The 26,022-nt window shown below is 38.2% G+C and carries 27 protein-coding genes and 1 pseudogene; 17 read left to right on the forward strand and 11 right to left on the reverse strand.

Features of this window, described 5'->3' with window-relative positions:
* From NQ782_RS16555 to rimI, 4 genes and pseudogenes are all read left to right on the forward strand, one after another.
* A pseudogene (locus tag NQ782_RS16555) lies at window positions 1-127 on the forward strand (elongation factor Tu); the annotation flags it as partial.
* Between the two features lie 203 nt (window positions 128-330).
* Window positions 331-1,212: a metal-dependent hydrolase gene (locus tag NQ782_RS16560; RefSeq protein ID WP_000992302.1), complete on the forward strand. Its 882-nt coding sequence runs from the start codon at window positions 331-333 to the stop codon at window positions 1,210-1,212.
* Window positions 1,213-1,449: 237 nt separating this feature from the next.
* Window positions 1,450-2,325, forward strand: coding sequence for a metal-dependent hydrolase (locus NQ782_RS16565; RefSeq protein ID WP_000992291.1), 876 nt, complete (start codon window positions 1,450-1,452; stop codon window positions 2,323-2,325).
* A gap of 108 nt (window positions 2,326-2,433) precedes the next feature.
* Window positions 2,434-2,889: a ribosomal protein S18-alanine N-acetyltransferase gene (gene rimI, locus NQ782_RS16570; RefSeq protein WP_057094720.1), complete on the forward strand. Its 456-nt coding sequence runs from the start codon at window positions 2,434-2,436 to the stop codon at window positions 2,887-2,889.
* 44 nt (window positions 2,890-2,933) lie between these two features.
* Here rimI and NQ782_RS16575 read toward each other — a convergent pair whose 3' ends face one another.
* The 3 genes from NQ782_RS16575 to trxB all read right to left on the reverse strand — a co-directional run bounded on the left by NQ782_RS16575 (window position 2,934) and on the right by trxB (window position 5,566).
* Window positions 2,934-3,749: an arginyltransferase gene (locus NQ782_RS16575; protein WP_000844343.1), complete on the reverse strand. Its 816-nt coding sequence runs from the start codon at window positions 3,747-3,749 to the stop codon at window positions 2,934-2,936.
* 18 nt (window positions 3,750-3,767) lie between these two features.
* Window positions 3,768-4,499 carry a leucyl/phenylalanyl-tRNA--protein transferase gene (gene aat, locus NQ782_RS16580; protein ID WP_000854785.1) on the reverse strand — a complete coding sequence of 244 codons (732 nt, stop codon included), beginning with the start codon at window positions 4,497-4,499 and terminating at the stop codon, window positions 3,768-3,770.
* A gap of 119 nt (window positions 4,500-4,618) precedes the next feature.
* A complete protein-coding gene (gene trxB / locus NQ782_RS16585) occupies window positions 4,619-5,566 on the reverse strand; it encodes a thioredoxin-disulfide reductase (protein ID WP_001276144.1) in 948 nt (315 codons plus the stop codon).
* A gap of 269 nt (window positions 5,567-5,835) precedes the next feature.
* Between trxB and NQ782_RS16590 the strand changes: the two genes are divergently transcribed.
* On the forward strand, window positions 5,836-8,868 hold the full coding sequence (locus NQ782_RS16590; RefSeq protein WP_057094718.1) for a DNA translocase FtsK: 3,033 nt from the start codon (window positions 5,836-5,838) through the stop codon (window positions 8,866-8,868).
* Window positions 8,869-9,016: 148 nt separating this feature from the next.
* The gene (gene rhtC / locus NQ782_RS16595; protein ID WP_000959263.1) at window positions 9,017-9,637 is read left to right on the forward strand and encodes a threonine export protein RhtC; all 621 of its coding nucleotides are present in this window, start codon (window positions 9,017-9,019) and stop codon (window positions 9,635-9,637) included.
* 55 nt (window positions 9,638-9,692) lie between these two features.
* On the opposite strand, the gene NQ782_RS16600 is transcribed toward rhtC, so the two are convergent.
* The 7 genes from NQ782_RS16600 to NQ782_RS16630 all read right to left on the reverse strand — a co-directional run bounded on the left by NQ782_RS16600 (window position 9,693) and on the right by NQ782_RS16630 (window position 14,742).
* Window positions 9,693-10,232, reverse strand: coding sequence for a hypothetical protein (locus tag NQ782_RS16600; RefSeq protein WP_267581269.1), 540 nt, complete (start codon window positions 10,230-10,232; stop codon window positions 9,693-9,695).
* 147 nt (window positions 10,233-10,379) lie between these two features.
* Entirely contained in the window at window positions 10,380-10,667 is a 288-nt protein-coding gene (locus NQ782_RS16605; protein ID WP_001218560.1) for a PA4642 family protein, read from the reverse strand.
* A gap of 83 nt (window positions 10,668-10,750) precedes the next feature.
* Window positions 10,751-11,023, reverse strand: a complete 273-nt coding sequence (gene minE / locus NQ782_RS16610) for a cell division topological specificity factor MinE (protein WP_000896934.1) — start codon at window positions 11,021-11,023, stop codon at window positions 10,751-10,753.
* 2 nt (window positions 11,024-11,025) lie between these two features.
* Window positions 11,026-11,838, reverse strand: a complete 813-nt coding sequence (minD, locus tag NQ782_RS16615) for a septum site-determining protein MinD (protein ID WP_001074362.1) — start codon at window positions 11,836-11,838, stop codon at window positions 11,026-11,028.
* Between the two features lie 70 nt (window positions 11,839-11,908).
* Complete coding sequence (gene minC / locus NQ782_RS16620) at window positions 11,909-12,631, reverse strand: septum site-determining protein MinC (protein WP_000763678.1); 723 nt, start codon at window positions 12,629-12,631, stop codon at window positions 11,909-11,911.
* Window positions 12,632-12,752: 121 nt separating this feature from the next.
* Window positions 12,753-13,799 carry a hypothetical protein gene (locus NQ782_RS16625; protein ID WP_033852133.1) on the reverse strand — a complete coding sequence of 349 codons (1,047 nt, stop codon included), beginning with the start codon at window positions 13,797-13,799 and terminating at the stop codon, window positions 12,753-12,755.
* Between the two features lie 16 nt (window positions 13,800-13,815).
* Window positions 13,816-14,742, reverse strand: coding sequence for an acyltransferase (locus NQ782_RS16630; protein ID WP_000100967.1), 927 nt, complete (start codon window positions 14,740-14,742; stop codon window positions 13,816-13,818).
* 244 nt (window positions 14,743-14,986) lie between these two features.
* On the opposite strand from NQ782_RS16630, the gene NQ782_RS16635 reads away from it, so the two are divergent.
* From NQ782_RS16635 to NQ782_RS16680, 10 genes are all read left to right on the forward strand, one after another.
* Window positions 14,987-15,640, forward strand: a complete 654-nt coding sequence (locus tag NQ782_RS16635) for an OmpA family protein (RefSeq protein WP_001202415.1) — start codon at window positions 14,987-14,989, stop codon at window positions 15,638-15,640.
* 193 nt (window positions 15,641-15,833) lie between these two features.
* Window positions 15,834-17,873, forward strand: a complete 2,040-nt coding sequence (gene rep / locus NQ782_RS16640; RefSeq protein WP_000093035.1) for a DNA helicase Rep — start codon at window positions 15,834-15,836, stop codon at window positions 17,871-17,873.
* A gap of 24 nt (window positions 17,874-17,897) precedes the next feature.
* A complete protein-coding gene (dut, locus tag NQ782_RS16645; protein WP_000868152.1) occupies window positions 17,898-18,350 on the forward strand; it encodes a dUTP diphosphatase in 453 nt (150 codons plus the stop codon).
* Window positions 18,351-18,549: 199 nt separating this feature from the next.
* Window positions 18,550-19,968 (forward strand): phosphomannomutase/phosphoglucomutase, encoded by a 1,419-nt coding sequence (locus NQ782_RS16650; RefSeq protein WP_001102848.1) that lies wholly within the window; start codon window positions 18,550-18,552, stop codon window positions 19,966-19,968.
* Window positions 19,969-19,982: 14 nt separating this feature from the next.
* A complete protein-coding gene (gene argB, locus NQ782_RS16655) occupies window positions 19,983-20,891 on the forward strand; it encodes an acetylglutamate kinase (RefSeq protein ID WP_001135419.1) in 909 nt (302 codons plus the stop codon).
* 120 nt (window positions 20,892-21,011) lie between these two features.
* The gene (locus NQ782_RS16660) at window positions 21,012-21,794 is read left to right on the forward strand and encodes a GNAT family N-acetyltransferase (RefSeq protein ID WP_000890283.1); all 783 of its coding nucleotides are present in this window, start codon (window positions 21,012-21,014) and stop codon (window positions 21,792-21,794) included.
* A gap of 108 nt (window positions 21,795-21,902) precedes the next feature.
* Window positions 21,903-22,751, forward strand: coding sequence for a class II glutamine amidotransferase (locus tag NQ782_RS16665; protein ID WP_000336548.1), 849 nt, complete (start codon window positions 21,903-21,905; stop codon window positions 22,749-22,751).
* A 252-nt stretch (window positions 22,752-23,003) separates the two neighbouring features.
* Window positions 23,004-23,459 carry a bacteriohemerythrin gene (locus NQ782_RS16670; protein WP_000782976.1) on the forward strand — a complete coding sequence of 152 codons (456 nt, stop codon included), beginning with the start codon at window positions 23,004-23,006 and terminating at the stop codon, window positions 23,457-23,459.
* Between the two features lie 152 nt (window positions 23,460-23,611).
* Window positions 23,612-24,679: a membrane protein gene (locus NQ782_RS16675; RefSeq protein ID WP_010590411.1), complete on the forward strand. Its 1,068-nt coding sequence runs from the start codon at window positions 23,612-23,614 to the stop codon at window positions 24,677-24,679.
* Entirely contained in the window at window positions 24,679-25,002 is a 324-nt protein-coding gene (locus NQ782_RS16680) for an RnfH family protein (protein WP_000442581.1), read from the forward strand. The genes NQ782_RS16675 and NQ782_RS16680 overlap by 1 nt, the downstream gene beginning before the upstream one ends.
* A gap of 54 nt (window positions 25,003-25,056) precedes the next feature.
* On the opposite strand, the gene NQ782_RS16685 is transcribed toward NQ782_RS16680, so the two are convergent.
* Window positions 25,057-25,455 (reverse strand): outer membrane protein assembly factor BamE, encoded by a 399-nt coding sequence (locus NQ782_RS16685; protein WP_001170994.1) that lies wholly within the window; start codon window positions 25,453-25,455, stop codon window positions 25,057-25,059.
* 111 nt (window positions 25,456-25,566) lie between these two features.
* On the opposite strand from NQ782_RS16685, the gene fur reads away from it, so the two are divergent.
* Window positions 25,567-26,004 (forward strand): ferric iron uptake transcriptional regulator, encoded by a 438-nt coding sequence (gene fur / locus NQ782_RS16690; protein WP_001122847.1) that lies wholly within the window; start codon window positions 25,567-25,569, stop codon window positions 26,002-26,004.
* The last annotated feature ends 18 nt before the right edge of the window (window positions 26,005-26,022 follow it).

Raw genomic sequence — 26,022 nt, forward strand, 5'->3', positions numbered from 1 at the left:
AGGTGACAACGTTGAAATGTCAGTAGAATTAATCCACCCAATCGCAATGGACCCAGGTCTACGTTTTGCGATCCGTGAAGGTGGTCGTACTGTAGGTGCTGGTGTTGTTGCTAAAGTAACTGCATAATCACTTTTCAGTGAAAAAAGCGCTCCTTTTGGGGCGCTTTTTTTATATCCAATTGTTAGACAATTCAGTTGAAAGCTGGCCTTAACTGATACTTCAATGTCCCTATTTGCACTTAAGCCTTTTTATTAAGTTTGTATGATAAGAATCAAGAAAACGAACAATAAAGTTTAAGTAACTTAGGTTACTGGTAAGGAGCTTTCAATATGAATGCTAAAGTGAATATCACAAATCGTGCAGGGGCAAGCTTTCCTGTACGTCGTATGAACTTTGATTTTAATGATGTGCCAGAATACTGGATGAATGGTTCCGCTGGACTTACACATTTTATGACAGCGTTATCAGCGCTATTTCCAGCTGGTGAAAAGTTCTTTATTGATAGTGTACGTGCTGTACGTTATCACCCAGCAATTAAAGACAATGAAGAGCTACAAAAAGAAATTAGTGCTTTCATTGGTCAAGAGGCGATGCATACTCAAGAGCATGTAAACTTTAATGCTTCTGCCCAAAAATTTGGTCATGATGTTGAAACTTTAGAAAAGTTCACAGATACGGCTATTCAAACTGCCCGTAAAACTTTTGCAAAGCTCGTAAAACCATTTGGTATGACGCAAGAAATGGTGGACCTGACTGCTACTACAGCCCTTGAACATTTTACTGCAACCATTGCATCTCAGCTTTTAGTTAATACTCACATTCAAGAGTTGATGACAGATAAAACGATGTCAACCATGTGGTATTGGCACGCAATAGAAGAAAATGAACATAAAGCAGTCGCATTTGATGTGTATGAAGGTGTCTTTGGTAAAGGTGTAAAAGCTTATGCTTTACGCACAAGTTCACTTGTTTTTGCAATGGCTCTTATTTTCGCAATTCAATCTTCGTTTGTGGTTCGTCTTTTAAAGCAAGACCATAAATTAAACTTAGATGAGTTATTAGTAATTTATAAATATGGTTATAGCCCGTCGAAAGGCATTATTACGGGTATGGCTAAAGAGATGTTGGCTTATTTTAAGCCAGGTTTCCACCCGAATGATTTAGATACGGTTAGTTTGTTAAAAACTTGGAAATCTAAACTTGGACTTTAAGCTGAAAGTAAATGAAAAGGGCTGTTAGCAGTCCTTTTTTTATTGTCTATAAATTATGAACCACTTTTAAAAGATACTTGTTAATTTTGCCCTAGTATGAGGCTATTGATGACCTCATCTGATAATTTGCTGGCCTCATCTGCACTTAAATAGCGCCTTTAAAGGCGTATTATTATAAATATTAAGAAAATAAATAAGGATATAAGTGAATTTTCGATTCGCTTAAAGGAGTCTGACATGAATGCTAAAGTAAATATTTCTAATCGTGCCGGAGCAAGTTTCCCTGTGCGTCGTATGGACTTTGAGTTTGCTCAAGTTCCACGCTATTGGGCAAATTACGATGCAGGATTAACTCATTTTATGACAGCATTATCGGCTCTTTTTCCGGAAGGAGAGCAGTTCTTTGTAAACAGTACTCGTGCTGTGCGAAATGATCCTAAACTGGCTGATCCAGCACTTCAAAAAGAAATAAGTGCTTTTATTGGCCAAGAAGCTATGCATTCTAAAGAGCATCTAGCATTTAATGCTTCTGCGCAGGCGTATGGATATGATGTTCGTAAAATGGAAAAACAGACAGGTAAAGTTATTAAAGTAGGTACTGCGGTTGTAACCAAGCTAATGAAACCTTTTGGTTATACAAAAGAAATGATTGATTTAACAGGCACCTGTGCTTTAGAACATTTTACCTCAACTATTGCGGCGGAGCTTTTACAAAACCCTGAAATTCAAGCCATGTTCCAAGATGACACCATGTATCACTTATGGATGTGGCATGCGGTAGAAGAAAATGAACACAAAGCTGTGGCGTTTGATGTCTATACCAATATGTATGGGCAGGGGCCAAAAGCTTATTTTATGCGTTCAACTGCTTTAATCATTGCAATGGCCTTAATCTTTGCTACTCAGTCTTATTTTACTGCTAAGTTACTTAAGACTGATGATAAATTAACATGGAAAGATACCAAATACATGCTTAAGTTCATGTATGGCCGTAAAGGTTTTATGACTCGTCAAATTCCAGAATTATTAGATTTCTTAAGACCAAAATTCCATCCAAATGATTCGGATACGACAGCTTTATTGGCCACTTGGCGTGAAAAATTAGGTCTTTAAAAAAACTGACTGGAAAAGAGCAATTTAATTGCTCTTTTTTTTACTCGTTTTTTCTATTTAAGTTTCTATAATACGTTTACTTTGAAATCTAAAAATGTGTTGAAACTCATGATTCGTACTATGCAAGCCTCAGATATTGATAGTGTTGCTCAAATTGAGAAGCTTGTTCAAACACACCCATGGTCTAGGCAGCAATTTGTAGAATCTTTAAATTCTTACCAATGTACGGTAATAGAATTAAATAATAAGGTGGTTGGTTTTTGTATTTTACAACCTGTATTAGATGAAGCGAATTTACTGCTCATGGCAATTGATCCTCTAATGCAAGGTAAAGGATTAGGATATCAATTGTTAGATGCGTCGATTGAACGTTTAGAAAATCATCCCGTACAAATTTTTTTAGAGGTACGTGAAAGTAATAAAGCTGCTATTGGTTTATACGAAAAAGCAGGGTTTCACCAAATTGATGTGCGTCGTAACTATTATCCAACCCAAGAGGGTGGACGTGAAAATGCCGTTATTATGGTAAAAAGCTGTACTGATGATTTTGTTTCTTTATTCTAAGAATGCCTGTCTTGTTGCTGTTTGAACAACAAGACAGAAGCAGGTTATTTAATAATTAAATTATTCCATTCAGAAGGTAATGTGGTCATGAGGGAATTACCCAATTGATTGATCTCTTCTGGTGATAATGACCTATTTAAGCGGCGCCATTGCCCATCAAGTAAAAGTTCTAGCGGCGTATATTGAGATTTATAGTTCATTTTAGCTGAGTGGGGAACCCAATAGCCTAAGTAGACATATTCTAAACCGAGTGTTTTTACATATTCAATTTGATTTAGAATTGAATAAACGCCTAAAGATCTACGGTGTTCATCTGGGTCAAAGAACGTATAGACGGCAGATAACCCATCATCCATTAAATCACAAGTCGAAACGCTAATAAGACGATTGTCTTTCCATAGTTCTAAGAAGAAACTATCTGTACAGCTATGGACCAAGAATTTTTCAAACTGATCTAAACTTGGCGGAAACATATCACCATCGGCATGGCGCTCGTTAATGTAACGTTCATATAGATCATAATGAATTTGTGAGGCTTGCCGTGTTGGTAGAACAGTCATGGTGAGATCTTGATTTCGCTTCCATGCTTTTTTTTGCATGCTGTTCATTTGGAAATCGGCAACAGGTACACGACAAGATAAACACTGCCTGCATAAATGACATTCAGGACGGTATACAAAGTCGCCACTACGACGAAAACCTAATCGCGATAATTCAGAAAGCGTCACCACATCAATCCGATGAATCGGGTCTAAAAAGACCATGCGTGCTGATTTATTTTCTAAATAGCTGCAATCATGAGGTGGAGTAATATAATATTGCAGATCATTTAAAAGGGACTTCGGGTGATATGATTTCATGATTGGTCCCTCCTGTTATCATTCCATTAATTTTGCATTTAATGCTATTGTTTTACTTGAAAATACACGTTCTTGATACTTTTTCCAATTGATAGAGGGGTGAATAATTACATCTTGTAACGATTTAAGATATTCTTGCCGAGAAAGTGTACAAGCCCCAAGACTAATTAAGTGACTATTTACAAGTTGACAGTCAACCCAAGGAAGCTGATTTTCTTGACCAATTAACATTAAAGTATAAAAAGCCATTTTGGAAACATCGGTTTGGGTACTAAACATAGACTCGCCAAAACAACCCTTGCCGATCGTTACCCCATATAAACCACCTACCAGCTGCTCTTCTTGCCAGACTTCTACGCTATAGCCATAACCGGCATCAAACATTCCACAATAGCCTTCAATAATATCTTCACTAATCCATGTTTCATTAGCATAGCTTCGAGGTAATGAACATGAGCGAATGACTTGCTCAAAAGCACGATTTACCGTAATGGTGTAATCATATTTTTTCATGTTCCGAATAAGCGATTTACTCGGTTTATAGTTTTGAGGATAAATGATACAGCGTGGTTCAGGGCTCCACCAACAAATAGGTTCATCTTCATTAAACCATGGGAAAAGCCCATGTGTATATGCTTCATAGAGTGTGGAAGGGGAGAGGTCAGCGCCTATACAAATTAAACCATGACCATCTGGATCTGATTCCTCCGGATCTGGGAAAATATATTGAGATAGAGGCAGTGTTTTCATAAAACTAAAATAATATGTGCTTTAGGGCTATGCTATAAAAATTAATACAGGGCAGCCAGTAATTATTATAAATTCCAAAAAAACAGCCGTTATAAAACGGCTGTTTGAAATATCTAAACTTAAAGGTTATCTAGATATTTTTCGGCATCTAATGCAGCCATACAGCCTGAACCCGCTGAAGTAATCGCTTGACGATAAATACTATCAGCAACATCACCAGCAGCAAAAACGCCTGCTACAGAAGTCGCTGTTGCGTTACCTGAAGTACCACTTTGTACTTGGATATAGCCATCACGTAAGTTTAGCTGACCTTCAAACATAGAGGTATTTGGTTTATGGCCAATTGCAATGAATAAGCCTTGAACTTGTACTTCTTGTTTGCTGTCATCTTTCGTAGATTTTAAGCGAACACCTGTTACGCCAGTATTGTCACCAAGAACTTCTTCAACCTCGTGGTTCCAAACAATACTGATTTTGCCTTCTTTTTCTTTAGCAAATAAGTGATCTTGTAAAATCTTCTCAGAGCGTAAAGAATCACGGCGGTGTACAAGTGTCACATGTTCAGCAATATTTGATAAATAAAGTGCTTCTTCAACAGCAGTATTACCACCACCAACAACCATCACATTTTGGTTCTTGTAGAAGAAGCCATCACATGTTGCACATGCGCTCACGCCTTGACCCATAAATTTTTGTTCAGACTCTAAGCCAAGATATTGAGCTGTCGCACCAGTTGCAATAATTAAAGCATCACAAGTGTACTCATCCATATCACCTTTAAGAACAAAAGGACGTACATTTAAGTCCACTTCATTAATATGATCATAGACAAGTTCGGTACCAAAGCGTTCAGCATGTGCTTGCATACGGTCCATTAGGACAGGACCAGTCAAACCTTCAGGATCGCCCGGCCAGTTGTCAACTTCGGTTGTTGTTGTAAGTTGGCCGCCAAGCTGTAAACCTGCAATAAGTGTTGGTTTAAGATTTGCACGTGCTGCATAAACAGCTGCACTATAACCCGCAGGGCCAGAACCGAGAATAATTAACCGAGAATGACGAGCACTCATTGAGGGTATCCTTATTTATTTCGAGAATTTTGAAAATTATACGTGAAATTGCCGACCAATAGCGTTAAATCAATGTGGATAATATTGATCAGGTCAATCGAATTAAGTTATATAACAATATAGAAGAGCCTTATGTTAACAACAACTGTAAAGAATCATGCACCTTTTTTGTAAGAACAGGTGCATAATATAAAGTTCAATCGTTGAAGATCTGAAATGTAGGTCTTCACATCTCTAAACCAATAATTAAATGGGTTACAGGACAGTATATGACTGCGGTGTCAAGTGTTTATGCACAGCGCTTATTGATGACATTATTCTTGGTCTCTTTTGGGATTTATATGTTTCTGGCGACAGTAACATATACACCATTTGATCCGGGCTGGATGCATATTTCAAGTGATACTCAGCAAGTATCCAATGCAAGTGGTATTGCCGGTGCATGGATTGCAGATTTGCTGTTTGGCTTTTTAGGTTGGGCAAGTTTACTTATTCCAATCTTCCTATTTGTTGAAGCGATTCAAGTCTGGTGGCCACATAGTTTTCTAAACCGCCCATTCCGTTATGCTGCGCAGTTCTTCTTAATTCTTGTTGTGTCGAGTTTGCTTTACCTTCACTGGAATGTACCCGCAGATACTTTAGATAATGCGGCAGGCGGGATTATTGGTTATGAGTTGGGGCAAAGCTTATCTCAACTGTTAACAATTTATGGTGCGACATTATTTCTATTTGTTTTTGGAGTAGTATTGTTCACTTTGGCATTTGGGGTGCAGTGGAGCAAAACATGGGTTACGCTCAAAGCAATGCCTGGTTATTTACAAGATTTATTCTATAAAAATGTATCTCCTAACGAATCTGCTTATGACTTAACCACACAGCCTGCGAATAAAGCAGCAACGGTAAAAGTTGCAGAGATGCCTAAAGCAGAAGAAGTTACGGATGAAGTAGAGCTAAATGCCCAACCAGAAAAAGCTCAAAGCAAAGCGAGCTCTACACGACATGATGAAATAGCAGAGCGTTTATTTGCCGATGTTTTAGCTAAAGAACAAAGTCAACCTGAAACAATTGAAGAAAAACCAACTCCTCAGCCAGAAAACTTTGAGCGTACACTTGAGCAAGCCCAACAGCTTAAAAAAGACAGTGAGCGTTTAGTGGCTACGGGGGAGGTTTGGCGTGCTTTACAGCGTGATGATGTAAGCCATAAACAAGAAATTGATGCGCTGTTACGAGCTGCTGATGATTCAAGTGAACAGCCTTCGACTCATGAGCAATTTCAGCAAACAGTTTATCAGGCTAAACAAAATCAACCATCGAATACTCATCAAGGTTTAGATTGGAATGATGATGAGATTTTTGATGAACTACTTGCTGCAGTTCCAAATAGTAAAACAGCAACTGATGTGCATACGCCATTTGTTCAAGATCATCATGTTGAACCAGAAGTTACACCGCAAGCTCCTCAAACATTAGTTGAATCATCTGTACCTGTATCGAATTTAAATCAGTCACCTAAAAATTTATCGAATGAAGAAGTCTTTGATGATTTTGACGACTTATTGATTGATGAGGATATCCCGCCAGCAACTCAACCGATCAAGGCAAGTAGCTATGCGCAATCTTCGGCTTTTGTAAAAGCGCCTATTCAAACTACGATTGGTGCAGAGAAGCTGTCAAAAGAAGAATTTATTGAAGCTTGGCAGGAAACTGCTGGAAAGCCTCAGGATGACCTTGAGGATGAGTTTGATTTTGATGCGCCTCTAACAGATGCATCAGGTCGACCAATGTCTCGTGCCATGCAAGTGGCCAAAAAGCGTTTAGATTTACCAACATTACCGGGCTTTGAATTGCTTGATAAGGTTGACCCAAATAAGAAAGTTAACTTTACCGAGGAACAGCTTTCTCGTTTGTCTGAGTTACTTGAGATCAAGTTACAAGAGTTTAATGTGAAGGCTCAGGTGGTTGAAGCTCAGCCAGGTCCAGTGGTTACACGTTTTGAATTAGATTTAGCACCGGGTGTGAAAGCATCTAAAGTGACTAATATTTCCCGTGACTTGGCACGTTCAATGTCTATGGCTTCTGTACGTGTGGTAGAGGTTATTCCGGGTAAACCATATATTGGTATTGAAGTTCCAAATAGTGCTCGTGAAATGGTACGTTTGATTGAACTATTGGAAACACCCGCATATCGTGACCCAAGTGCTCTCATTAGTATGGCAATGGGTAAAGATATTTCAGGTAATCCGGTACTAACAGACTTGGCAAAAGCACCGCATATGTTGGTTGCGGGTACTACAGGTTCGGGTAAATCTGTTGCCGTTAACTCGATGATTTTATCGATGTTACTCAAATATACCCCTGACCAATTGCGTCTGATTTTAATTGACCCGAAACAGCTTGAATTAGCCAACTACAACGATATTCCGCATTTATTAACGCCTGTAGTCACTGACATGAAAGATGCAGTGAGTGCTTTGAACTGGTGTGTAAATGAAATGGAACGCCGTTATAAGCTTATGTCATTCCTCAAAATTCGTAAGTTAAGTGACTACAACCGAAAAGTTGAAGAAGCGCTTGCAAATGGAGAAGACTTGATTGACCCGACGTGGAAACCAAGTGACTCGGCGACACAAGAGCGTGCGCCTCGTTTAACGCCATTACCATCAATTGTGATTGTGGCAGATGAGTTCGCTGATATGATCATGCAAGTTGGTAAGAAAGCAGAAGAAATGATTACGCGTTTGGCGCAAAAATCTCGTGCTGCTGGTATTCACTTATTGCTTGCAACTCAACGTCCATCGGTAGATGTCATTACAGGCCTTATTAAAGCCAATATTCCAACGCGTGTAGCTTTACGTGTAAACAGTAAAATTGACTCACGTACTATTTTGGATGCAGGTGGTGCAGAAGACTTGTTAGGCCATGGTGATATGCTGTTCTTAGGGCCAGGTAAGATTGAGCCAGAACGTGTGCATGGTGCATTTATTAGTGATGATGAAGTTAACCGTATTTGTGATGCATGGCGTGAACGTGGCGAACCAGACTACGTAGATGAGATCTTAACTCCATTTGATGAAGAGCCTGCTTCGCGTGGCTTTGAAGAAGGTGATGGTGGTTCAGACCGTGATGCACTTTATGATCAATGTGTATCGTTTGTTTTAGAAACTCGAAAAGCTTCTACGTCTTCATTACAGCGTAAGTTTAGCCTTGGTTATAACCGTGCCGCTCGTATCATTGACCAAATGGAAGAGAATGGCATTGTGAGTGCTATGGGTGCCAACGGTAAGCGCGATATTTTAGTTTAAGATCTACAGTTAAAATTAAGCCTCTTCGGAGGCTTTTTTATGGTTAAAAATAATAATTACTACGGGTAGTTTGAGATTTTATCAAATAGTAAAAAATGCTAATGTGTGCTTCTCAATAAATAACAATGAAACAAATCAGGAGGACAACATGTTAGTCGCGTTAATTACGTTAGCTTTTATTCATTTTTGTGCGCTTATTACTCCAGGGCCTGATTTTTTTCTGGTATCACAGACCGCAGTGAGCCGATCTCGTAAAGAAGCAATGCTGGTTGTTGCAGGAATAACAGTGGGTGTTATGTTTTGGGCTTCTTTAGCACTGATGGGCTTAAATATTATTTTTGAGAAAATGGCTTGGTTAAAGCAAGGTTTACTTATTGCCGGCGGTTTATACCTATGCTGGTTAGGATACCAAATGTTGCGTTCGGCATTTTCAAAAAATCAGCAGGAAGAAGTGACAACTGTTGAATTACCGAAAGCGCCGTATTTATTTTTTATGAAGGGATTACTCACCAATTTATCGAACCCTAAAGCTGTGATCTATTTTGGTAGTGTATTCTCTTTATTTTTAGCAAACCCTCAGCTTGATCAAGTCCATTGGCTGCTTTTTATTATTGTGTCGGTTGAAACAATTTTATGGTTCTGCTTTGTGACTTTTATTTTTTCATTACCGAGTTTTAGAGCCGCTTACCGTAATTTTTCAAAATGGATTGATGGTATTTCAGGTGGTATTTTTACCGTTTTCGGTATTTTCCTGATTGGAAACCGATAAATCCAGACAATAAAAAAGCCTCTTTAAGAGGCTTTTTTAATTACTAACTTTTAGATCACTTATATAGGAATAATATAACAAAACTGAAAAGAATCAGCAGCCACATGATAGAACCTATAATAATTAAAATGATTTGAGGTGTATTGAATTTTTCTTGCTCAATTGTTGTTTCTATTTTTTTTTGTGCATAATTCAACGCTTTAAAGGCTGGTATTAAAAATATAATGCTGCAGAGAGAGATAAGCCAGTAAGGATCAGGTAGGCGAACCAGTAAAGATGTAATGAGATATCCTAAATACATCCAACCTGAAGAGAAATCATTAATATACCCTTGTTCTTTTGCATAAGTTTTTATCCGATTAAATAGTGAATATAAAAAGAATATAGAAAAAATTGCACGAGCAGCGGGCATAATATTTAACTTATCTTTGATTAGAAAAAATCGCCATGCTTTAAACATCCACCAAATTGGGTATAAGCCAAAGGAAATTAAGGATAGAAAGATAAACTTATTAACACTAATAACTTTTAAATTTTCTATATGATTTGATTGGATGGATTGTGTTTGATTTAAATTAGTAGGTTCTGGATTCATGAATTTATATTTGGAATGAAATAGTGCTGATGACTTTAGGATTATTTTTTATAAAAGTAAATAATTTAGATATTTGAATGAACCACATAATCTATCTACTAAATTTTACTAAGATAGATTATGCAGTCTTATTCAAATAAAAAAAGCTTAAGCAAACTTTGCTAAAACTTCTAAAAACGGCGCTGATTGACGTGGGAATTTAGCAATCACGTCATGGATGCGTTCGCCTTCCGGATTAGTCGCATTAATATCTCGTCCATCTGCAACAAATTTAGTTAAAAGACGTTCATAATCATTTGGACGCATATGTTTGAAAGCATGGTAGAGCACATGGAAGTCTGCGTTCACACCATTTGGAGGAAGTTGGTTGAGGTAGGCAAAAACACGCTCATCGGACCATTCTTCATTGAAAGTTGCTGGCTGTGATAATGCCATGACAATCTCCTCATTTTAAAAAAGGCAAAATAACTTGCGTTATTTTGCCTTGATTCTGTTTTATTGAATAGTCAGAAATAGAATTATCGTTCTTCAGGTAAATTGATATTCATTTCTAACATTTCGATGTTTGCTTCAGAACGAACTTGCATTTGGATATGCTGTTCGCCTACACCGCTAACATAACGACTGACCACCTGCATAATTTCTTTCTTCATTTGGTCAATCTTGTCTTGGCTTAAACGACGGCCTAAACCTTGTTCCGATGCAACAATGACTTTTAAACGATCTTTGGCAGTTTGAGCACTTGATGGTTTTTCTTCACTGCTAAATAATTTACTCCAGAATCCTGCCATATCTACGCTCCAAATAGTCGTGCTAACCAGCCTTTAGGTTGAGCTGTGATGTGTCGATAAGGGCGGTCTTCGCCAAGAAAGCGAGCAACCAAGTCATCATACGCTTGTCCAGCTTTAGTTTCTGAATACAGAATAACTGGCTTACCTTCGTTTGATGCTTGTAATACACTTGGACATTCAGGAATAACACCTAATGTCGGTACGCGTAAAATATCTTTAGAAATATCATCAATCGTCAGCATTTCCTGACGGTCAGCACGTTCAGGGTTAAAACGTGTAATACATAAATGTTTACGTATACGTCCTTCGTTGTGTTCAACCTTTTTAGTTTTGCTATCTAACATTCCGATGATGCGGTCAGAGTCACGTACTGAAGAAATTTCAGGGTTTGTCACAATGATTGCTTCATCTGCATGGTACATTGCTAAAATTGCACCACGCTCGATCCCCGCAGGTGAGTCACAAATAATGTAATCAAATTCTTGAGAAAGCTCATCAATTACACGAGCAACACCTTCGTCGCTCAAAGCATCTTTATCACGGGTTTGGGAAGCCGGCAAAATGTAAAGGTTTTCGATATCTTTATCGCGAATAAGGGCTTGTTGCAGACGTGCTTCATTATTAATTACATTGACGAAATCATAAACAACACGACGCTCACAACCCATAATTAAATCAAGGTTACGTAAGCCTACATCAAAGTCAATCACAACAGTTTTATGACCACGAAGGGCTAAACCTGTTGCAAAAGATGCACTCGTTGTAGTTTTACCTACACCACCTTTGCCTGATGTTACGACAACAATTTTGGCCACCGAATCCACTCCTATTATGGTCATACATACACCCTTAAAAGGGCTGTTTTTTGGTGATTTGCTTAATAAACTAAAGTTCTAGAGCTTCAAATTCAAGCTCTTGCTTTTCATTTAAATAAATATGTACTGGCTTTTTTACCACATGTTTAGGGATATCATCTGCGACACAATATGTTCCGGCAATGGAAACGAGTTCAGCCTCTAAAGATTGGCAAAAAATGCGTGCAGCAGCGTGCCCACCCGCACCAGCAATGACTCTACCACGAACCGTGCCATAAATATGTATATTTCCTGAAGCAATCACTTCGGAACCACTATTCATGCCAGCTTTTAAAATAATATCGCCTTGGTCTTGTACAAGAGATTGGCCTGTACGCAAAATTTCATCATGATAAGAGGTAATATGGGCAACTGCATTATTATTTAGTGGTTTTTTTGTTTCTACTGAAGCTTGTGCAGAGGTAGGCTTCTCTACAATTGCAACTTGCTCTGCAGTTGGTTTAATACGTTGTAATGGCTGATCTGCAGGTAATACAGGGAACTGAATGGCGCGTGCTTCGTCGCCTAAAATACCGTCAATGACAGCCATAGGCTGTAAGCCCATGCTGACTAACAGCTGAATTAAAGCAATAAGCTCTTGTTCAACAGTACTATCTATAATAACGACAGTTCCCTGATAGGAACCTTCATTTAATATATTTGATAATTGCTGGCGGATCACATCATGATCATTCGTATCGAAGGTTATCCTGCTAAAGTTAACCATTCTGCCGGTAATCCGGATATCAGCCATAAGTCTTCCTTCAAGGCGTTAAAACGAGCTGTAATATCGTTAAGTTTATTGTAAATAGAGCAAATGCTAGAACAAATCGTACCAATTCTCTAGCGTGATTTATAAAAAAATAAATAAATGCTTATTCTTTGATTCGATCATACTCCGCGAGTGTTTGTTGCCACTGTTTAACTTTAACTTGTTTACGGACAGCTTCTAGCGTTTCAAAAACGACAGACTCAACCAGCTGCTCAAGTTCATGGTTATCAATATTTATATGGCTAATTTTTTGAGAAATTAATTGATAAGTTGAATTAGGGTGTGCGGCTGAACCTTCAATTAACGGCTCTATTAAACCAGCACTGATATTTTCACCAAGACGTTGACCAATACTTTGAATTTGTTGCTCAATACGTCCCCCTACAAGTGGAATAAGCCTTAATAATTGTGTTAATTCAGGCGTATCTTCTATTGCCTGATCTACAATTTTTCCGACAGCTCGGGTGATTGCAGGCTTTTGTTCTTTTAAAGCAGTTGCTAAAGATTCTTGTAATAGGGCAGTTAGGGTTACGGTAAATTGTTCACGATGATGATTAACCAAATCATGAATAATTTGTTTATGGCTAGAACTCGTTTCAAGCTCGTATCGAATACCGTCAATTACGGTAATCACTACGCGGTCCGACAACTCTTCCATAACCACACGGTAATAAAAGAGACCTGTCTTTCTCCAGCTTTCAGGAATAACCGGATAACCAAGTTCGTGTAAACGGTATGCAATAATCCCGGCACGGAATAAACGTAGAAAACGTAGCTGAGGAATAATAGCTAAAATTTCATACCAGTGAATAAACGGGAAGAAGAACCAACGCTTATGATGTTTATAAACGATAGCAATTCCCCAACGGACCAGTAGTTCAATAATTAGAAAACCAATAAACCAGGCTTCAGAGGTAATAACCCATGGGTGTAAATGGGTACGGTAGAAAGACAATACTTGGGGCAAATGGATATGTTCAAAGAACCATGCCCCAATACTGCTCATTAAAAAGAAATTGGCTGCAAGACAGAACAGATTGAAAATGATAATAAACACCATAAAGATGTCGTAGACCAAAAACAGCTTAAATGAAAGGCTGCTTGAATCTACACGGTGATATTTCGTTTGCTTTCCGGAACTGTTTTGCATAAAAGTGGATTCTTTTTTAAAGATTTGTAGTCGCGTATTGAGCTTTCATTTTCTCGATGAGCTGATCTTTTTCGGTCCAGAGTTCATGTACCCATTGTTGAAAACGTTCACGGTAAACTGGATCATCTTCATAATTACCCCCGAGAACCCAGTCTGGTATTTCAATTTTTCGAAGATTGACCGCAATTTTTGAAACGTCACCTAGCCAGAAATCGCCATAACCTGGTACGCCATCAGGGTAGACAATGGTCATATCAACTAAAGCATCAATTTTGTCGCCCAAAATATTTAACGCCAGAGCCAAACCACCTGCTTTAGGTTTTAATAAATGTTTATATGGTGATTTTTGTTGGTCGTGTTTTTCCTGAGTAAAACGAGTCCCTTCCAAATAATTTAATAATGTAAAAGGTTGACTTAAGAGCTGTTCACACGCTTTACGTGCTTCCATCATATCGCGGTCTTTGAGTTCAGGATTTTTCGCGATTTGCTCTTTTGTATGACGCTTCATCATTGGGAAGCCTAAGATTTTAAAAGCTTGACCCACGAAAGGAATAAAGATGAGCTCCCACTTGGTAAAAAAGCGGGTAAGTGGCATACGGGTTAACCCGAAATACTGGTTTACCGTGGTATCAACCCAACTTTGATGGTTACAAGTCATTAAATAACGACCTTGCATATTCAGATCAAGGTCTTCGTCAATGCTAATGTCCCATTTTAAATTAGGTAAAACATGATCAATGAGCCAATTATTGACACCAAGCCAGCTATTAGTAATTTGAATATTGGTTTCATCAATTTTTGAAGACTTTTTAAATAGCTTTGTTAAACCTAAAGCTAAGACAGGTGGTCCATGAAAAAAAGTGCTACCTGTGATGACTGTACCTACAGTGAGTCCACGTGTAATTTTTTTTAGCGCAGATTGCTTATTGGGTGCAGTTGACATATAAATGGCCCCGAATATCCAAAATCCATAGAAAGTTGTTCAACTATAACTATCGTGAAATGAAATACAACGGTATCTTAGACAACAATGAAGAAATTGTGATGAGTGCACACCTTAAAGTGCATCAAAATATTACAAAAAAATAACTAAACTGTTTATTATTAACAAAATATCAATGTTTTATACTTCCTTTTTGTTTCATTATTCATTCAACAACAAAACACTCAAAGTGAGGAGGCATGCAATGCGTGCATTAGTTATTTCAACAGTGGTAGGGGCAGCAGTAGTACTTTCTGGTTGTCAAACAACAGGTAATAACCTTGGTGGCGTTGAATACGATAAAGCCGCATTAGGTACTTTGATCGGCGCAGCAGCTGGCTACGGTATTTCTAAATCAAATGCAAACTCTAGCCGTCAAAACAACCGTGCTGCGGCAATTGGTGCAGTTCTTGGTGCAGCTGGCGGTTTATATCTTGACCAAAAAGAGAAAAAATTACGCGAACAAATGGCTGGTACTGGTGTAGAAGTAGGCCGTAACCCAGATGGTTCTGTTCAATTGATCATGCCTGGTAGCATTACTTTTGATACTAACAAATCAAACATCAAGCCAAACTTCTATGCAACTTTGGACAAAGTAGCTCAAACATTGGCTGAAGATAACAAGAGCGCGATTTTAGTTACTGGTTATACAGATAACACTGGTAATGACTCTATTAACATCCCATTATCTCAAGCGCGTGCTCAATCAGTTAAAAACTATTTAGCAGGTAAAGGTGTTCCATCTAGCCGTATCGATGCACAAGGTTATGGTTCTTCTAACCCAATCGCAGACAACTCAACTGCTTCTGGTCGTGAACAAAACCGCCGTGTAGAAATCAGCATTTACGCTAAACAATAAGATCTAGTTTATTGTTTCAAAAACCACCTTCGGGTGGTTTTTTTATGGGTGAAGTATAAAAAATAATCATGACATTCTGCGGCGCATAAATTGCATTATTAGACATCATTTATACATATCCGTAGATTTACTATTGGGATTCTAAAAAAGAGATGACTATAATCATGCTCGAAAAATTAAGAGGTAATACACGATGTCATCTGCCAGTCAACTGAACAACAAGCAAGAAGAAGCCATGAAATATACTCAGGGCCCTTTATTGGTGCTTGCTGGCGCTGGTTCAGGTAAAACATCGGTAATTACGCGTAAAATTGCCTATTTGGTGCAACATTGCCGTATTCCTGCACATCGTATTACAGCGATGACCTTTACCAATAAAGCTGCACGTGAAATGAAAGAGCGTGTCACCAAGCTTTTATCACGTGAAGAAGCAAAAGGTTTGTCCGTTTCGACCTTCCATACTTTTGGTTTAAATCTTTTACGTTTAGAACTTAAAAATTTACCTTTAAAAGCTAATTTTTCGATTTTGGATGCAGATGACTGTAAACGTATTTTGATGGATTTGATGCATCGCGATAATTTATCGGGTGCAGAGAGTAAAGAGTTAATTGCTAAGGCAATGAAGAAAATTTCAGATTGGAAAAACGATCTGATTTTGCCTGAACAAGCACATTCGACGTGTGAAACTCCTGAAGATGTCCAGTTTGCCCATCTTTATCAACTTTATGAACGTAATTTACGTGCCTACAATGCAGTTGATTTTGATGACCTCATTGTTATGCCTACCCGCTTATTGCAAGAAAATGCAGAAGTGCGTGACAAGTGGCAAAACCGTGTTCGTTATTTGCTAGTGGATGAGTATCAAGATACCAACACCGCGCAATATATTTTGGTGAAATTACTAGTTGGCGTAATGGGGCAGTTTACTGCCGTAGGTGATGATGACCAGTCGATTTATGCATGGCGTGGGGCTAAGCCTGAAAACATGGCTTTGCTTAAACAGGATTTCCCAAATCTTCATATTATTAAGCTTGAACAAAATTACCGCTCGACCAGCCGTATTTTGAAAGCTGCGAACTGTGTGATTCAAAATAACCCGCATATTTTTGATAAAAAATTGTGGAGTGATAAAGGGCATGGTGAGGTCATCAGAATTATTACCTGTCGTAATGATGATGATGAAGCAGAACGTGTAGTCAAAGACTTACTGACTCACAAACTTATGAATGGTAAGAACTGGAAAGATTACGCTGTATTGTACCGTGGTAACTTTCAGGCGCGTGTATTGGAAACACAACTTCGCCAAATGCAGATTCCATACAAACTCTCTGGCGGTACATCGTTCTTCGCTCGTGCAGAAATTAAAGATGTAATGAGTTATTTACGTCTTATTATTAACCCAGAAGATGACAGTGCTTTCTTACGTATTATTAATACGCCTAAACGTGCGATTGGCCCAGTTACTCTTGAGAAGTTAGGCTTATTTGCACAAGAAAATAATTTGTCTTTACTTGGTGCTTCTTCTGACCAGCGCTTAAGTATGGTGCTTCCTAAAAAGGCAGAAACTCAATTGCATGAGTTTGCTGACTTTATCTCGACGTTTACACGTGAGTTGTTGGAAGATGATGAGCCTGTGCCTAAAGTTCGTCAAATGATGAATGAAGCGGGTTATATCGACTATATTCGTGAGCAATCCGCAACGCCTGCTCAAGAGAAAAGTAAGCTCGATAATATCGAGAACTTGTTTAGCAGTATTCAAAACTTAATTAATCGTGCTGAAGATGTTGATGAAAAGAACATTGAAAGTGTGATTCGAAAACTAGTCTTGCTTGATATGTTAGAGCAACAGCAAGAGGAAGAAGACACTGATAAAGTGAACTTACTTACTCTACATGCCGCTAAAGGTTTGGAATTCCCATATGTCTATATTATGGGTCTTGAAGAAGAGCTGTTACCGCATAAGAACTCAATTGCTGCTGAAACTATTGAAGAAGAACGCCGTCTTATGTACGTGGGAATTACCCGTGCACGTCAAGGCTTAACTTTGACTTTGGCAGAGCAGCGTAAAAATGGTGGTCAAATGAAACAGATGACCCCAAGCCGTTTCCTCGATGAGCTTCCACAAGACGAACTCGAATGGTTAGGGCGTAAAAAGAAAATTGCAGCAAATGTTGATCCTAAAGAACAGGCTCAACAATATTTGGCAAATTTAAAAGCTTTATTAAAGCGTTAATTTTTTTAATTTTTAGGAAATCCCATGAAAGTTCAAGTTAAATTGCTCGATCCGCGTTTAGGTAAAGAGTGGCCTTTACCTTCATATGCAACAGCAGGGTCAGCAGGTTTAGATTTACGTGCCTGTTTAGATGAAGCAATTGAGATTGAACCAGGCCAAACTGTTTTGGTTAAAACAGGTATGGCAATTTATATTCATGATGTGAATTTTGCTGGTTTAATTCTACCGCGTTCAGGTTTAGGCCATAAACACGGTATCGTGCTTGGCAACTTAGTTGGTTTGATTGATTCGGACTATCAAGGTGAGTTGATGGTTTCAGTGTGGAACCGTGGTCAAACCACATTCCGTTTAGAACCAGGTGAGCGTTTAGCACAGTATGTTCTAGTTCCAGTAGTTCAGGCTGAATTTGAGCAAGTAGAGGAATTTGAAGAAACTTTACGTGGCGCAGGCGGCTTTGGTCACACTGGTAAACAATAATTAATTTATAAAAAATAATGAAAAGAAACGCTTGTTTTACAAGTGTTTCTTTTTACACCTTGAATGTTACAATGAATTATATTACAAAACGCTTTACTCATATTCTTTTAACTTTTTTTAGCAAATACCCATTTTTCAGATTTTGAATACTCTATGTTTTTGCGATAGATCAAATTGATCTTTAAATAGAAGATACGCTATGAATGTAAGACACTCATTTCCAAAAAATATTTTCCGTGCTTACGATATTAGAGGCAAACTTTCTTATTTAACTACGGACGTCGTCCGTTCAATTGCCTATGGATTGGCACAACAATATAAACAAGCAGAACAAACTCAACTGATTATTGGTTATGATGCACGCCTGACGAGTCCGGCTTATGCGCATTTAATCGAAGAGATATTAGTAGAGCAGGGTTTAAATGTTACAAATATTGGTTGTTGCTCAACCCCGATGATGTACTACATTGCACGGGAGTTTGGTGGTAATGGCATAATGGTAACAGCTAGCCATAACCCTAAATCAGATAATGGTATAAAATGGATTTTAAGAGGTGAGCCTCCATCTCCTGAAATGATCCAGCAAGTAGGTGAATTTGCGCAAACTTATGTACCTACTCATACAATTTCATTATTAGAATTATCAACTCCTCAATTTAATTCAGAATTTTGTAAAAAATACCAACAAGCAATCTTTAACGATATTCAACTCAAGCGCCCTTTAAAAGTTGTATTAGATGGCCTGCATGGATCGGCAGGGCATTGCTCAAAACTCGTACTTGAAAAAATGGGTTGTGAAGTCATTGCTTTACGTACGACTCCAAATGGTGAGTTCCCTGATCACGCACCAGACCCTTCACATGCTGCGCATTTAAAAGAACTACGTAAAACGATTATTGAACAGGGGGCAGATATTGGTATTGCCCTTGATGGCGATGGCGACCGTGTCGTATTGCTTGATGAAAAAGCCAATATACTTACCGCTGACCGTTTATTGTCACTATTTGCACAAATGTGTCTGGAGCAGCAACCAGACAAAGAAATTGTATTTGATGTGAAATGCTCGCTCATGGTTCAAAGAACCGTAGAACGACTTGGTGGTAAACCCAAAATGATTCGCACGGGAAGTAGCTTCCTCCGCGCGTATTTATCTCAATCAAATGGTAACGCTATTTTTGGGGGCGAATACGCGGGTCATTATGTATTTAATGATGGGCGTGGTTTTGGGTATGATGATGGTTTGTACGCTGCATTACGTGTAATGGAATATTTCACCGAGTCGAGTGCGACAACAATTTCTGATTTATTTTCTAATTATCCTGAAAGATGCTGTACCGAAGATACTTATATTGGTACCCATCAGTCCGACCCTAAACATGTACTACAAGATATTGAAATTTTAAGCCATCGTTTAGGTGCTCGAATTAGTAAAATTGATGGCGTACGTCTTGATTTTGATGATGGTTTTGGCATTATTCGAGCATCAAATACAGGTGAGTATTTTACCGTAAGATTTGACGCTGATAATCCTTTACGTTTAAAGGAAATCCAGCAAAAATTTATTGATATGTTGCAAGAGCGTTATCCGCAAATTGCACAAGAACTTTCTGAGGCCTAATAAGGAGAGGCGCAATGCCACAAGATCAGCATCTCGGCGTCGACAAAGCAAAAATCTTGATTGAAGCTTTGCCATATATTCAACGTTTTTCTGGTAAGACGCTGGTGGTGAAATACGGTGGTAATGCGATGACTGATCCTGAATTGGAAAGTTCATTTGCCCGCGATATCGTTTTACTTAAAACTGTGGGTTTAAACCCGATTGTTGTGCATGGCGGTGGTCCACAAGTTGACTCTTTCTTAAAGCAATTAGGACGTGAGTCTGACCGTATTGATGGTATGCGTGTGACCGATGAAGCTACGATGGAAGTGGTTGAAATGGTCCTAGGCGGTAGCGTAAACAAATCTATTGTTAATTTGATTAATAAACACGGCGGCCGTGCAATTGGCTTGACTGGTCAAGATGGCAACCTATTACGTGCCCGTAAATTGTTAATGGAAAAACAAGAAGAGGACGGTTCTATCAAACATATTGACTTAGGTATGGTTGGTGAGGTGACCGGGGTTAAAACTGATGTATTAGAGATGTTTACCCAAAGCGACTTTATTCCTGTTATTGCTCCATTAGGTGTTGATGAAAAAGGTAACACTTACAATATTAATGCTGACTTGGTGGCTGGGAAGGTCGCAGAAGCATTAGGCGCAGAAAAATTAATTCTGCTGACTAATATTAGTGGCGTATTAGATGAAAACAAAAACCTTTTAACCGGTTTAACGACACAAGAAGTTGACCGTTTAATCGAAACAGGCGTAATTTACGGTGGAATGATTCCTAAAGTAGGCTGTGCGCTTGACGCTGTAAAAGGTGGTGTTGTGAGCGCACATATTGTTGACGGTCGTGTACCGCACGCAACATTACTTGAAATCTTTACAGATCACGGGGTTGGTACGCTTATTTCTAACCGTACACAAACAACTCACTAAACCTTATTATTTTTTATTAAAAGATCACGCTAAGTGGTCTTTTTTTATGCCATTTAATTTTGGTCATTTTTTTGTCATGAGCTTTGACTAGTGTAGTGGGTGTCACTAGGAGCGTTCATTATGCTGGAAAAATTTAATCAATATCGCCAAACCTGGACTTTACCTTTAAATCGCCATAAGGCTAACAATCAAACACAATTTCGCTTTGAATGGGTTGATAATTTAAAAGAATTACAAGATGTACAACGGTTTCGTGCACAACAATTTAGTAAACAATTCGGCATTCAATTTGAAGATAATTTAGATCAAGATATTTACGATTTTGGCTGTGAGCATGCTGTATTAAGAGAAAAATGGACAGGAGAGATAGTTGCTTATACACGACTTAAGCTCTTTCAAGGCCATGAAATAGGGCAAAGTTACAGTGCTAATGAGTTTGACATTGTTCCACACTTGTCGCATTTGCCAAATGTATTAGAGATAGGGCGTACTTGTGTACATCCACGTTTTCGTAATGGTAAGGCACTTTCAACATTATGGCTGAATCTTGCACCTAAAGTATTGTGGTCAATGCGTGCTAAATATTTGATGGGATGTGTCAGTATTCATCTGCAAGATAATTTGGCTCGAGCGTACTATACGCACCGTCAAATTCAGCAGTTACCGGATACTAAAACCATCGATATTCGTTCTAAGAAAATCTATGAACCTGAATATCCGGAGTTTAGTTTCCCTCAAGACGAGCGGATGCCGAAACTATTCCAAATGTATTTGAGTATGCAGTCTAAATTATCCAAAGATGCCTTCTTTGATGCTGAATTTAACTGTCTCGATTACTTTGTATTTTTAGAAGTGAATAAAATTGCCACTTCGTTTGTAATGAACAAAATGGCTCAGCGATAAAGTTATCTTATATTTTGTAATAGCGAGCGCATATTGGGATTTACAAGCCAATTTACTCTCATGCACAATAGTACGCATGGGGTAATGAAGTGAAAGTTTAAAAACAATATGTGCCAGCTATTAGGAATGAATTGTGCAACACCAACGGATATCACTTTTTCTTTCCGTGGTTTTTCACAACGCGCAGGAATTACCTCTGACCATAGTGATGGTTTTGGTATTGCCTTTTTTGAAGATAAGGCATGCCGTTTATTTGTAGATAACCAGTCTGCAGTTGAATCACCAATTGCTGATCTTATTCGTAATTATCCCATTAAATCACGTAATGTAATCGCACATATTCGTAAGGCGACTCAAGGCAAAATTACGCTTGAGAACTCACATCCTTTTATTCGGGAGTTATGGGGACGTCACTGGATTTTTGCCCATAATGGCGATTTACATGATTTTAATCCACCCTTAAGCGGACGTTTTACGCCGGTAGGAAATACCGATAGCGAAAGAGCATTTTGTTATTTATTAGATCAACTGGTAGAAGTATTTGGTTATGAAGAACCAACGCTTGAGCAGATATTTGAAGTATTAGAAAAGATTTCTCCTAAAATTGCAGAATATGGGACATTTAATTTCTGTTTATCGAATGGGCAAGCTTTATTTAGTTATGCGATTACTAAATTACATTGGTTAGTTCGAGAATATCCATTCAATAATGCACATTTAATTGATTTAGATGTTGAGGTTGATTTTAGTCAGGTAACCACTCCTGAAGATCGAGTTGCTGTAATTACCACTGAGCCTTTAACTCATAATGAAACATGGATTGCTTATCAACCTGGTGAAATGATTTTATTTCAACATGGTAAACCTATAAAGAAAGCGATTACTCAAGTTGAAAGATTAATACGTGAAGAGAAAAATCCTGAACTTAAGCGTATTACTCGTGCTGACCAATATTAATTTTTTATTGAAAGAAATGTAGTTTCTTGAGAAATATATATTTTTGTTTATTTAATAATAAAGTATTTTGTTTAAAAAATACTTTATCTTTTTAGTTGGTTAATATTAATTAATTTTTTAAAAATCAAAAACTTATTTATTTATTCATTTTTATTTATTTAAAGCCGACAAAATAACTTTGTTTTTATTTATACCCTTTAAAGATAAGATGCAGTTTATGCAACAGTCATTGAACATCATTGGGGGTGATGTATGAAAATGAAATGGGCTTCAGAATATAATACTGGTATTGACGTTATTGATGAGCAACATAAACGAATACTGGATTATATTAATGAGATTGATGATGTAAAAGATGATGAGGATAGACGTCGTATTAAAGATGTTTTAGACAATATTATTGATTATACGCAATCACATTTTACCTTTGAAGAAAGTTTACAAGAGGAAGCGGATTATAAATATAGAGTGCCTCATAAACGTGTACATGACTTGTTTATTAAAAAAATAGAATTATATCGTGAACGTTTTGAAATGGGCCATACGATTGAAGCAGAATTACAAGAGATCTTGGCTAAATGGTTAATTAACCATATTCAACATGATGATGCCGATTATGTGGGGGCAGTAAAAGAAAATATGATGGGGATTATTAGAGAAAAAGAAAAGAAGAAAGGAAAGAACTGGTTCGCCCGTTTTTTCTCATAACCTTAACTAAAAAAACTCTAATATACAGTTAGCGCGGCAAACTATCGTTTCGGTGGTTTGCTTTTTTTATTGTGCAAACTTTGATTTTCATGCATGAGACGGGCAAAATATCTATAGACTTTTTCAAGGAATGCATAATGCAGGACATACCTATGTCACGATGGTTATCGCCTCTTATGGCGTTTTGCTTATCTTTTGTCATCATGGCCACTTTGGCACCAACCATGGGAATCCAGATAGATCGTCAAATCGATTTCTGGTTATTGTGGTTTGGCACTATGTTGTTATTGGCATTACCAGTTTGTTATTTGGAAATTGCTTTAGCAAAACGATCAAAAACAACCGCTTTAAATGCGTTATCGAGTTTAACTCGTGAAGCTGATAGTTCCCCTAAATGGCGTGTGGTTGGCTGGCTTGCTGTTGTTTTTATTCCTTTCTTAGCGGGTAACGTTCTAAGTACTGCGAGCAATATATTAGTTGCACAGTTTGCCCCAAGCATTTCCGGTCAAATTATTTTTGCAGGCCTTGCAGTTGCTGCCTTGGTATTATCTTTTATTCCACGCCAAATACTTATTCTATTAATGACCTTAGGAGTAATCGCTTCTATTGTGTTGGCAAATATGATGGGCTCGACTTTACAACCTTGGCATTGGACCAGTGTTGAGTTTAAGGAGTGGGGTAATGCAACTGTACTTGCACTTGTCGCGAGCGGGTTAGGTTTAGGGCTTTACTGGCAAAATAGTGTAGGTGCTGTTCAGGCGCAAGAAGGCGCAACGAAAACTGTTCTTCCAATTTGGTTAGCTCAGCTCATTGCTGTGGTTGCTTTTGGCTTTTTCTCGCTTCAGGCTCAATTACCCGTTTTAACGTGGATATTTACCGGAGTAATGACATCCGCGTTATTTGTGCAGTTGGCTAGAGAACAACTTGCTCAGCGACAGCTTATGCCTGTTTTACAATGGGTGATTATTGTTGTAGCAATTGCAGTTTGGGCGGTGCCGGAAGTTCATAATTTATTCACGCTTATTCTTATGCTGTGGGGCTTACTTATTTGCTTAATCTATGCAGTTTTTGCAGGTTGGATTATGAAAATTAGCCACTTGCGTAAATCGATGAATTTCAGCAATGAGCTTTTTTATAACCTATGGCGTATTGCTGTACGTATCGTATTGCCGCTTTCAATTATTGTGGCAATGATTGCTGTACTTGGACAAAGTATCTAATGGAACGCACACAACAAGTTTGGGTCGCTTTTGCGGTACCGGAACAACAGTTTCTAATTTCTGTTCCATTTGAAGAAGGAATGACTGCTGCACAGGCAGTTCAAGCAAGTGGTTTATCAAATCAAATAGATTTGCCTGAACCACTTCAGCTCGGCATTTTTGGAATAAAAGTAGAAACTGATGCGGTATTACATGCAGGCGATCGAGTTGAGGTTTATCGACCATTAACGATTAATCCAAAAGATATTCGCCGGAAACGTGCTGCGAAAAACCCTGTAGGCAGATACATTAAAGGCAATCGCTTTAAGCAATCAGCTCAATAAGCAAAACCCCTCAAGTATTTCACTAGAGGGGTTTCTTTTTATTAGAAAAAACGATTATAGTGGTGGGGCAGTTAAAATTGCTTCTTTGGAAGCAGGTAAACCTGGTTGCGATTCTGGAATAGTCTCTAAACCTTCAATTTTAGTTACGGTTCCAGTTCCATCAAAGTAAATTTTTAAATGCTGACCATGTGCTGCGGGGATTTTCGCTTTTTTAGCATATGTTCCCGGGATATAGTTGTAGATATAGTCCCAACGTTGTGGATTGAGGGGATCAGTCACTGTTGGGCTACCAAGCAAAAAGCGCACTTGCTGGAAATTCATGCCGACCTGTACTTGAGAGGCTTGAGCTTTAGTCAATGGAGTCCCTTGAGGAATATCAACCTTATATACACCAAAGATTGAACAACCAGCTAGGAGTGAAGTGACGAATAACGTCAGCACGAGTTTTTGCATTTTGCTACACTATCCCAATAAATTATGATGCATTTGATCAAAGGATAGATCATACTTCATCTAAATTCTATTGCCTATTCCAACTTGAGATTTGTTGAGAGACCTTTTTTCATGCCTATTTCCAATCAAGATTTGCGCAAAGCTGGACTTAAAGTTACCCTTCCACGAATTAAGATTTTGGAATTATTAGAAAATTCAAAACAACATCATCTTAGCGCCGAAGATATTTACAAGACTTTGTTAGAGCAAGGGGAAGATGTCGGACTTGCGACAGTTTACCGTGTGTTAACACAATTTGAAGCTGCGGGTATTATTCAACGTCACCATTTTGAAAATAACCATTCTGTTTTCGAAATCATGCAAGAAGATCATCACGATCATTTGGTATGCCAAAACTGTAACAAAGTCATTGAATTTACTAATGATGTTATCGAGAAAGAACAGCATTCTGTAGCAGAACAACATGGGTTTACCTTAACGGGTCACTCATTAAATCTCTATGGTTACTGTAATGAACCTGAATGTCAGGAAGCATTGCGCAAGAAATAATCGTTTTCACATAAAGAA

It is taken from the genome of Acinetobacter sp. BD54 (genome assembly GCF_044778325.1).
Taxonomy (GTDB): domain Bacteria; phylum Pseudomonadota; class Gammaproteobacteria; order Pseudomonadales; family Moraxellaceae; genus Acinetobacter; species Acinetobacter baumannii.